A 7,858-nucleotide genomic window follows, 5' to 3' on the forward strand; every position below is an offset into this window, starting at 1 on the left:
AGTAAGCCCAATGAAGCTGTCACTGATCCAATAAATGGGCTTTTAAATAGCGAGCGACGGCTTCGTCGGCATGGCTGCCAATGATTGCCTTGTCTGAAAGAGTCGCTTTTACCCGTGCTTGTGCCGTTGCCATCACCAGCCCTTGGCCGGCGGCATTCAGCATTTCGACATCATTCATGCCATCGCCAAACGCAATACAGTCACTGAGATTGAGCTGGTGGCGGCGGGCGACGGCCTCTAAGGCTGCGCCTTTTGACACCCCACTCCCCATGACTTCGAGACAGAAAGGGGTAGAGAAGGCAATGCTGACTTGATCCCCATACTGCTCAATAAATTGATGCTCATACTGCAGTAGGTAGTCATGATCATGGCGGATAAAGAAAATCTTGGCCACGTTATCAACCGGGGGATTATCGACGTCAAATTCACGGGCCTGGAACCCTGAGTCTTGATGGTAACGGGCGAGTTCTTCGTCCATTTTACTCAGTAGCCATTCATCATCACGGTATAAGTGAATGGTGACAGTTGCATCATCTTTGACGTCTTGAATCAGACTCGCGACGATAGCAGGGTCAACATTATGCTGGTAAACCAACTGGTTATCACTGTCGTGCACACGGGCGCCGTTCGAGGTGATCATGTAAGCTGGAATACCAACCGTTTCACGAATGCTAGCAACGTCGACATGATGGCGACCTGTCGCAAACACAAAGTGAATACCTTGCTGATGAAGGTGCTCCAGCACTTGCTTGGTATAGGGGGCGATACGATGCTCAGGCGTCAGCAAGGTACCGTCTAGATCAGAAGCGACAAGTTTGTACATCATGTCCTCATTAGTTTGGCGATCACAATCACAGTATCCTTTGAGTCTACTGCAACTCGTAGCGGTTAAAAAGGGAACACTATCACTGTTTGATTTCCGCTTTTAGTGAGCACATGGATGAGCCGACAGCTTGCATTAGCGATCCTCGCATTGGCGATCAAAAAAGTCGCGTATTGCGGATAAAGCGGCAATACGATGGGTGTCGGTTTCAAACAGGATCTCATGCCGTGCCCCCGCAAAAAACTGCCATTGGCTGGGTTGATTGGCCTGTTGGCGTAAAAAATGAAATTGCGACATGGCTGGATTAGAGACGATTTGCTCGCCACCAGCTTGGCAGATAAATGTTGGCGTCGTTAATTGTGATGCGACCGCTAAGCATTGTTCGCCTGCGGCCATGCCTTCGGCAATCCAGCGCGCGCTCGGTCCACCGATTTGTAACTGGGGTTGGTTGATATATAGCTGGCGAAACCAGGCATAGCGTGCTCGTGAGTGAGTCAGGCGGTTTTGCTCAAACGGCACATGACGATAGCCCACTTGCCCCGGCCCAAAACGCGGTGGGTGTTGATAGCGTGCCATCGAGCGACAAAGCCAAGGCGCGATACGGCCGAGCCAGGGACTCACTTGTACGCCAAACATGGGCGCGGTCATGGCTAATCCTGCGAGCGCGTTCGGATACTGATGCGCATAGAGTGTGGCAACGGCGCCCCCCATCGAGTGACCTAGCATGAAGGTCTGATCATAATGACGATGGGCCCGAATGGTTTGCATGAAGGTCGCGAGATCGGTGACATAATCGTCAAAACGTTCAACATGTCCCAAATCGCGCGGTTTAATGACTAAACGCTCTGATAAACCTTGGCCGCGATGATCAAAGCTGTAAACGTCATAGCCCATTTGAAAGAGGTCATAAAAGATCTCTTGGTACTTCATTACGCTTTCAATGCGGCCATTTACCACCACGACTGCACGCGTGTGTTGTGGGTGCGTAAAGCTACACCAATGCAGACGCAAGCCACTTTCTCCATGGAAAAATCCATGCTCACGTTGCTGCCAAAAGGGCGTAATATTGTGTTTAAACGTCTCACTCAGTTGTGCCTCGCGGGCAAGAGAGTGAGCGTCGCAAGCCGGTTGGTCCTGACTGTCGGCAAGAGTTGTCATTTGTTGGCTACCATCATTGAGATAGCGTTACTATAACCGTCTTCGAGGAAGGATGAAAATCCCACTTAAGAGGGAAAAAAGGCAAGCGTGATCGGCTTGCCTGGTAAAGAATCAAAGACGATTATTGGTTAAAGTTGTAATACGTCTCAGCGCCCGGGCCGACCGGTAAACCGAGAACAAAAACCCACACATAGAACAAGATGCTCCACCCGACCATAAAGATCATCGAGTAAGGCAGCATGGTGGCTATTAAGGTACCAATCCCCAGGTTTTTCACATAGCGGCAAGCTACCGCCAAAATCAGCCCAAAGTAACTCATCATCGGAGTAATGATATTGGTGACCGAGTCACCGATACGATAAGCGGACTGGATGGTCTCTGGTGCATACCCCACCAACATTAACATCGGCACAAAAATCGGTGCGGTAATCGCCCATTGTGCCGATGCAGATCCAACCGATAGGTTGATTAGACCGCACATTAAAATAAAGGCAAAGAATAACGCAGGGCCGGTTAAACCAATGGTTTGCAGAAAATCTGCGCCGCCGACGGCAATCACTTGGCCGAAGTTGGTCCACTTAAAGAAGGCGACAAACTGAGCGGCGAAGAACACCAGTACGATGTACATCCCCATCGCACTCATCGATTTCGACATCGAGTCAATCACATCACGATCGTTGTTGATGGTACCAACCGTACGACCAAACACGATACCCGGTACCGCGAAGAACACCATGATAAAGGCGACAATCCCTTTCAAGAACGGAGATCCCGCCACGTCACCGGTCTCGGGATGACGCAGTGCTCCCCACTCTGGGACAATGGTGAGTGCTAAAATACCACTGACAATCAGCACCGCAATCCCCGCATTACGCAGGCCGCGTTTTTCGTCATCATTAAGCTTACTGGCCGAGGCCGCAGAAATGTCTTCAGACGCTTGGCTTTGGTCATAAGGTCCAAGCTTAGGCTCAACAATCTTATCGGTTATCCAGGCGCCGACAAAGGCAATAAAGAAGGTGGAGACAAACATAAAGTACCAGTTCATCTCTGGGCCCACGGTGTACTCGGGATCAATCATTTGTGCAGCAGATTCGGTGATCCCGGAGAGCAATGGGTCGACGGTACCCAGCAATAAGTTAGCTGAATAGCCGCCCGACACCCCGGCAAATGCTGCTGCCAAGCCGGCAAGTGGGTGGCGGCCTAACGAGTGAAAGATCATCGCCGCGAGCGGAATTAAGACCACATAACCGAGCTCTGAGGCGGTGTTAGAGATAATACCGGCAAAGACAATGGTAAAGGTGACGGTACGGCGAGAGGCGCCCATCACTAAACCACGCATTGATGCTGAGAGTAAGCCAGAGTGCTCGGCTACTGCGACACCCAACATAGCAACCAATACGGTGCCTAATGGCGCAAAGCCAGTAAAGTTTTTCACCAAATTGGTGACGATCATTTGCAAACCTTCGGCATTAAGCAGGCTTTGCACGTAGATCATGCCATCGGCGGCACGCCCGCTTGCGCCTTCTGGACGCGGATCCGCCACTGAAACATCAAAGTAACCGGCGACACCCGATGCCAGCAGAATGGCGACGCAGAAAATTGCGAATAAGGTCACAGGATGGGGTAATAAGTTGCCGAGCCACTCGACGGTATCGAGAAAACGCGTAAACAGCGTGCGTTTATGTGGGCCGCCCCGTTGCTCGGAGGTGTTTGAGTGCATGTCATTCGTCTCCATGTTAGTACTGCACTTCCCGTCAATGGGAAAGAAGGCCGGATGTTAATTGTTTTTTAAACCAAACATCAACATTAAATACTAATTTTTAACGTAATAAGCCGATCTGTGTGCTAGTTTTCGGCATAAAAATTGACATACTTGACTGTAAGTTGTCGTGAATGAGCAGTCTTTTGACTTCAATTTGGCGTATTATGAAGTTCGTCTTGTTCACTCAGATGGTTAAAGGTGTTAACAAATGCAACCAGCGCAACATCAAGGGCATATTGCGTATCTCGATGTACTTCGCGTGTTGGCCGCATTATTTGTGGTCGCGATTCATGTCTTGGGGCCGTATCGCACTGAAATTGGGCAGATCGCTTTATCAGATTGGAGCGTGGCGGTTGGACTCAATAGCGCCAGCCGCTGGGTGGTGCCGATATTTATTATGATTTCAGGGGTGTTGCTGTTGTCGTCCTCGCACCGGTTCACGCTTAGACACTTTATTCAGCGTCGGGTGATGAAAGTGGTGGTGCCTTTTGTGCTTTGGTCGCTATTGTTCGCGGGCTTATCTGGACTCACTGCTGAAGGCTTTTCTTGGCAGACGGTAGCGCAAACATTACACGCTGCGCCCGACCATGAGACCTATTATCATCTGGGGTTTTTTTACTATTACATCCCGCTATTACTTTGGATTCCGATACTGCGTCCCGTTGTCGCGCATTTACCGGCACCGGGCGTGGCGGCGGTGGGGCTTGCGTGGATGGGCGTCACCGCCTGGTATTTATCGGGCGCGCAGGGGTGGTGGCGGAATGACTTTATTCTTTATGGCGGTTATTTGTGGCTGGGATTTTGGCTTCATTATTACCCTCGCGCGCGGCCTCTTTGGTGGGTTTTAGGGTTACTCGCCGTGGGAATGACCGGATACCATGTGCTTGGTACCAGTATCCAATACCAGCGTTATATCACCGAAGGCTGGTTATCTTACACGACGATCAACACGGTACTGATCAGCGCCGCGGTCTTTTTGGCGGTTCGGCAGTGGCGGCAGGGACGAACCACACCATCATGGGTGGCCACGCTAAGTCGTTATAGCCTCGGCATTTATTTGATTCATCCGATTTTCCTTTGGCCGGTGCGTGCATACTGGCCGACCTTGTCGCCATCGTGGCTATGGATCCCGGCTCTGACGATTTATGCGTTTGCAGGCGCGGCGTTGATAACGGCATTATTACAGCGTCAGCGCATCACCGCGTGGCTGGTTCCCTAGTGGATGACACTTTTTGCGATAAAAGCAGTCATAAGTAATTGAAAGCATGTATACGGAGTCAGATCCCAATCATGAAATCGCGAATCCCTAAAGGGCGTAAAAACCGTCATACTAGAAAGATGGCAGTGAGCCAGCAAGGAGAGAGATCATGGATGATGTAGCAGTGGTTATTAAGCACAGTAAGCGCCTAGAAAGCTTACTGCGCCAGCACTACCACGCGGAAGGGAAAGGGCTCCACCAGCTTATCGACAGCAGTCAAAAACGGCTTCCCCATGATGTGGTCAAAAAGCTGCGCTTCGTGGCGACCATTAGGAATAAAGTGGTGCATGAAGACGGTTACCAAGTCGATGATATGCGTAAATTTATATCGGTAAGCAAGTATTGTGAGTCGGAACTGGTACCGCGAAGCAACCGCTTAATATGGCGCCTTGCTGCTGCCCTTATTCTGCTGTTTACCGCGGGAGCGATAGGTTTTTACGCGCAAGTTTGGCCGCAATGGAGCGGCTAACGAACGACTCGCCGCGACTGTCACCGCCTCGTTAACATTACGATTTTTTTAAACTGGATCTTGTTCTTATCAAGGTACACTGGACATCTTCGCTAGCCTGCCTAGACTTGGCGTCCTTGTTGTGAAAGGAATGATAATCATGTGGAGCTGGTTCGCTGTCTGTTGTTCTGGACTGCTGCATATCTCCGCAGCCTACCGGGGCCCGCGCTGGCAGTTTTATCTTTTTAAACCGCTGACCATTGTGCTGCTGATGCTCATTGTTGGTGCACACCTTAGCGTCTCCCATTATGCGCAATGGGTATTCGTTGCACTATTACTGTCAGTGGTTGGTGATGTCTTTTTAATGCTACCCAAAGACAGATTTGTCCATGGGTTAACCAGCTTTTTATTCGCACATCTCGTTTATATATTTGCGTTCTGGGCACAATTTGACGGCCACATGGTGTGGTGGTTACCTGCCATGCTCTCAGGCCTTGGAGTGATCGTCTTTCTTTTGCTACTTCCCAACCTTGGGCGTTTTGCCTTGCCGGTTGCTATCTACATTGCCGTGATCACACAGATGGTATGGGCCGCAGGCGAGTACTGGTTGAACACCCATTCTCTCGCAGCAGGGATGACGTTAGCGGGAGCAATATTATTCATGTTCTCAGATACGGTGCTTGCTTTTGCGCGTTTTAAAGGTGAGTTCCGTGCAGCACAAGCGATGGTGATGTCGAGTTACTTTGTGGCGCAAGCATTGATTAGCGCCTCGGTGGTGATCGCCCAAGGAGGATAACCATGGAGCAAGTCTATCAAGCGATGAACCTCTTAGAAGCACACAGCCTAAAAGGGTTACTGGTCAGCCACCAGATTGATTGTGTGTTAAAAGGTGAAACATTGAGTGCCGCGGTGGGAGAGCTACCCCCGGATGTTCAGGGGGTCACCTTGTGGGTCGAGCCAGAAAAGGTGATTCAGGCGCGGACGTTGCTACAGGAATACGAAGCCCAAAGTCACACCCATTGGATTTGCCAAGCATGCGGTGAAGAGAATGCCGGTAGCTTTGAACTATGCTGGCAGTGCCAGCATAGTCGCGAGTGATTGCGTTACACCATATACTTACGGCGAATATCGAGCAGCGCAAAGATCCCAAAAATCAGAATTGACCACTTCTCCCAGCGGCTCATGGCAACTTTATCGCCGAAGGCCCCTAAAAAGATCAGCATTTGTAAGCCGTGCATGACCAACAAAAAGCCCGTCATGATGTACAGTGCCATGGCGGCGACACCAGGAAAAGGATGGACAATATTGGCAATCAACACCAGCCACACAAAGGCGATGGCGGCTTTCGCCAATAAGATTAACACTTTCATAGTTTTTCTCTCACGGGTCTTGTTTGCTTAATGATCGGGTTCAGTAAAATATAACCGGTAGTTGACTTGTCCTGCGCGTTTTTCACGGTGACAGTGCCAATGCGCGGGGATCTGATAGGCCTCTAAATTACTCTCGGCTTCGATATAAACACAGGCGTTTGGCGCAAGCCAATGATTGGCGTCTAACGCGGCCAAGGTGTCCTCGAGTAGGCCTTGATGAAAAGGCGGATCGACAAACACAATATCATACGGACCGTCTTTGGGGGCGGTGGCAAGTAGGGCGAGCGCATCGCCGCAATCAATGTGTGCGTTTTGCGCCCCAAGGTGATCTACATTAGCCCGTAATTGTTTGGCTGCCGCGGGATGTTTCTCACAAAAATGGACCCAGCTTGCGCCACGAGAGAGCGCTTCAAAGCCGAGTCCGCCACTTCCTGCGAAAATATCGAGGCAGCGAGCCTCTGGCAAATAAGGCGCGAGCCAGTTAAAAACGGTTTCTTTCACCCTGTCAGTGGTGGGGCGGAGCCCTTGCGCGTCTTGTACCGCAAGCTTACGGCCACGCCAGCGGCCAGCAATAATACGGACAGACCCAACCCCACGAGAAGGGGTAGGCGATGAGGGTTTGCGGTTGGCGCGTTTAACCATAGATTTTTTGACCGTTAAGAAGGTGGTAGACTATGCCGATTCGGTATTGTGCCGCTGATTGTATCAAGCATGCTTTAGGATTTGCCAATGGCAGAAAAAAAGAAACGTGGATTTATGTCATGGTTGGGCTTGGGTCGTAAAAAAGACCAGGCACAGCCGGACCCAGAACAAGAATCATCAACGCATTCGCCAGACGTGGCGGACGATACGGTGGCGTCAGTGACGTCGACGGATACGTCTGTTGAAACTGCTTCACAAAATCAACAAGAAAGCCTTGCATCTGAGGGCGAAATCAACACGGGTAGCTTGCCAGAGCCAGAGCCAGAGCCAGAGCCAGAGCCAGAGCCAGAGCCAGAGCCAGAGCCAGAGCCAGAGCCAGAGCCAGAGCCAGAGCCAG

The 7,858-nt window shown here is 50.8% G+C and carries 9 protein-coding genes and 1 pseudogene; 5 read left to right on the forward strand and 5 right to left on the reverse strand.

Translation table 11 applies throughout. From position 1 onward, the window contains the following. Positions 1 to 19: 19 nt before the first annotated feature. The 3 genes from BZJ21_RS09975 to BZJ21_RS09985 all read right to left on the reverse strand — a co-directional run bounded on the left by BZJ21_RS09975 (position 20) and on the right by BZJ21_RS09985 (position 3,701). A complete protein-coding gene (locus BZJ21_RS09975) occupies positions 20 to 823 on the reverse strand; it encodes a Cof-type HAD-IIB family hydrolase (RefSeq protein ID WP_077461872.1) in 804 nt (267 codons plus the stop codon). Positions 824 to 958: 135 nt separating this feature from the next. Next, positions 959 to 1,981 carry an alpha/beta fold hydrolase gene (locus BZJ21_RS09980; protein ID WP_077576388.1) on the reverse strand — a complete coding sequence of 341 codons (1,023 nt, stop codon included), beginning with the start codon at positions 1,979 to 1,981 and terminating at the stop codon, positions 959 to 961. 121 nt (positions 1,982 to 2,102) lie between these two features. Beyond that, entirely contained in the window at positions 2,103 to 3,701 is a 1,599-nt protein-coding gene (locus tag BZJ21_RS09985; RefSeq protein WP_077461874.1) for an AbgT family transporter, read from the reverse strand. 250 nt (positions 3,702 to 3,951) lie between these two features. Here BZJ21_RS09985 and BZJ21_RS09990 point away from each other — a divergent pair, with 250 nt between their 5' ends. The 4 genes from BZJ21_RS09990 to BZJ21_RS10005 all read left to right on the forward strand — a co-directional run bounded on the left by BZJ21_RS09990 (position 3,952) and on the right by BZJ21_RS10005 (position 6,547). Beyond that, the gene (locus BZJ21_RS09990) at positions 3,952 to 4,962 is read left to right on the forward strand and encodes an acyltransferase (RefSeq protein ID WP_077669694.1); all 1,011 of its coding nucleotides are present in this window, start codon (positions 3,952 to 3,954) and stop codon (positions 4,960 to 4,962) included. Positions 4,963 to 5,110: 148 nt separating this feature from the next. Then, a complete protein-coding gene (locus BZJ21_RS09995; protein ID WP_077461876.1) occupies positions 5,111 to 5,470 on the forward strand; it encodes a DUF4145 domain-containing protein in 360 nt (119 codons plus the stop codon). A gap of 139 nt (positions 5,471 to 5,609) precedes the next feature. Continuing rightward, positions 5,610 to 6,245 carry a lysoplasmalogenase gene (locus tag BZJ21_RS10000; RefSeq protein WP_077669695.1) on the forward strand — a complete coding sequence of 212 codons (636 nt, stop codon included), beginning with the start codon at positions 5,610 to 5,612 and terminating at the stop codon, positions 6,243 to 6,245. Between the two features lie 2 nt (positions 6,246 to 6,247). Further along, positions 6,248 to 6,547 (forward strand): putative signal transducing protein, encoded by a 300-nt coding sequence (locus BZJ21_RS10005; protein ID WP_077660385.1) that lies wholly within the window; start codon positions 6,248 to 6,250, stop codon positions 6,545 to 6,547. Positions 6,548 to 6,552: 5 nt separating this feature from the next. Here the strand turns inward: BZJ21_RS10005 and BZJ21_RS10010 are convergent, their stop codons facing one another. Next, entirely contained in the window at positions 6,553 to 6,819 is a 267-nt protein-coding gene (locus tag BZJ21_RS10010) for a DUF1145 domain-containing protein (protein ID WP_021022233.1), read from the reverse strand. 27 nt (positions 6,820 to 6,846) lie between these two features. Then, positions 6,847 to 7,461, reverse strand: a complete 615-nt coding sequence (gene rsmD, locus BZJ21_RS10015; protein ID WP_077669696.1) for a 16S rRNA (guanine(966)-N(2))-methyltransferase RsmD — start codon at positions 7,459 to 7,461, stop codon at positions 6,847 to 6,849. Between the two features lie 87 nt (positions 7,462 to 7,548). On the opposite strand from rsmD, the pseudogene BZJ21_RS16595 reads away from it, so the two are divergent. Then, positions 7,549 to 7,858, forward strand: a pseudogene (locus BZJ21_RS16595) (hypothetical protein); the annotation flags it as partial.

This window comes from Salinivibrio costicola subsp. alcaliphilus (assembly GCF_001996185.1).
In the GTDB taxonomy this organism is placed as follows: domain Bacteria; phylum Pseudomonadota; class Gammaproteobacteria; order Enterobacterales; family Vibrionaceae; genus Salinivibrio; species Salinivibrio costicola.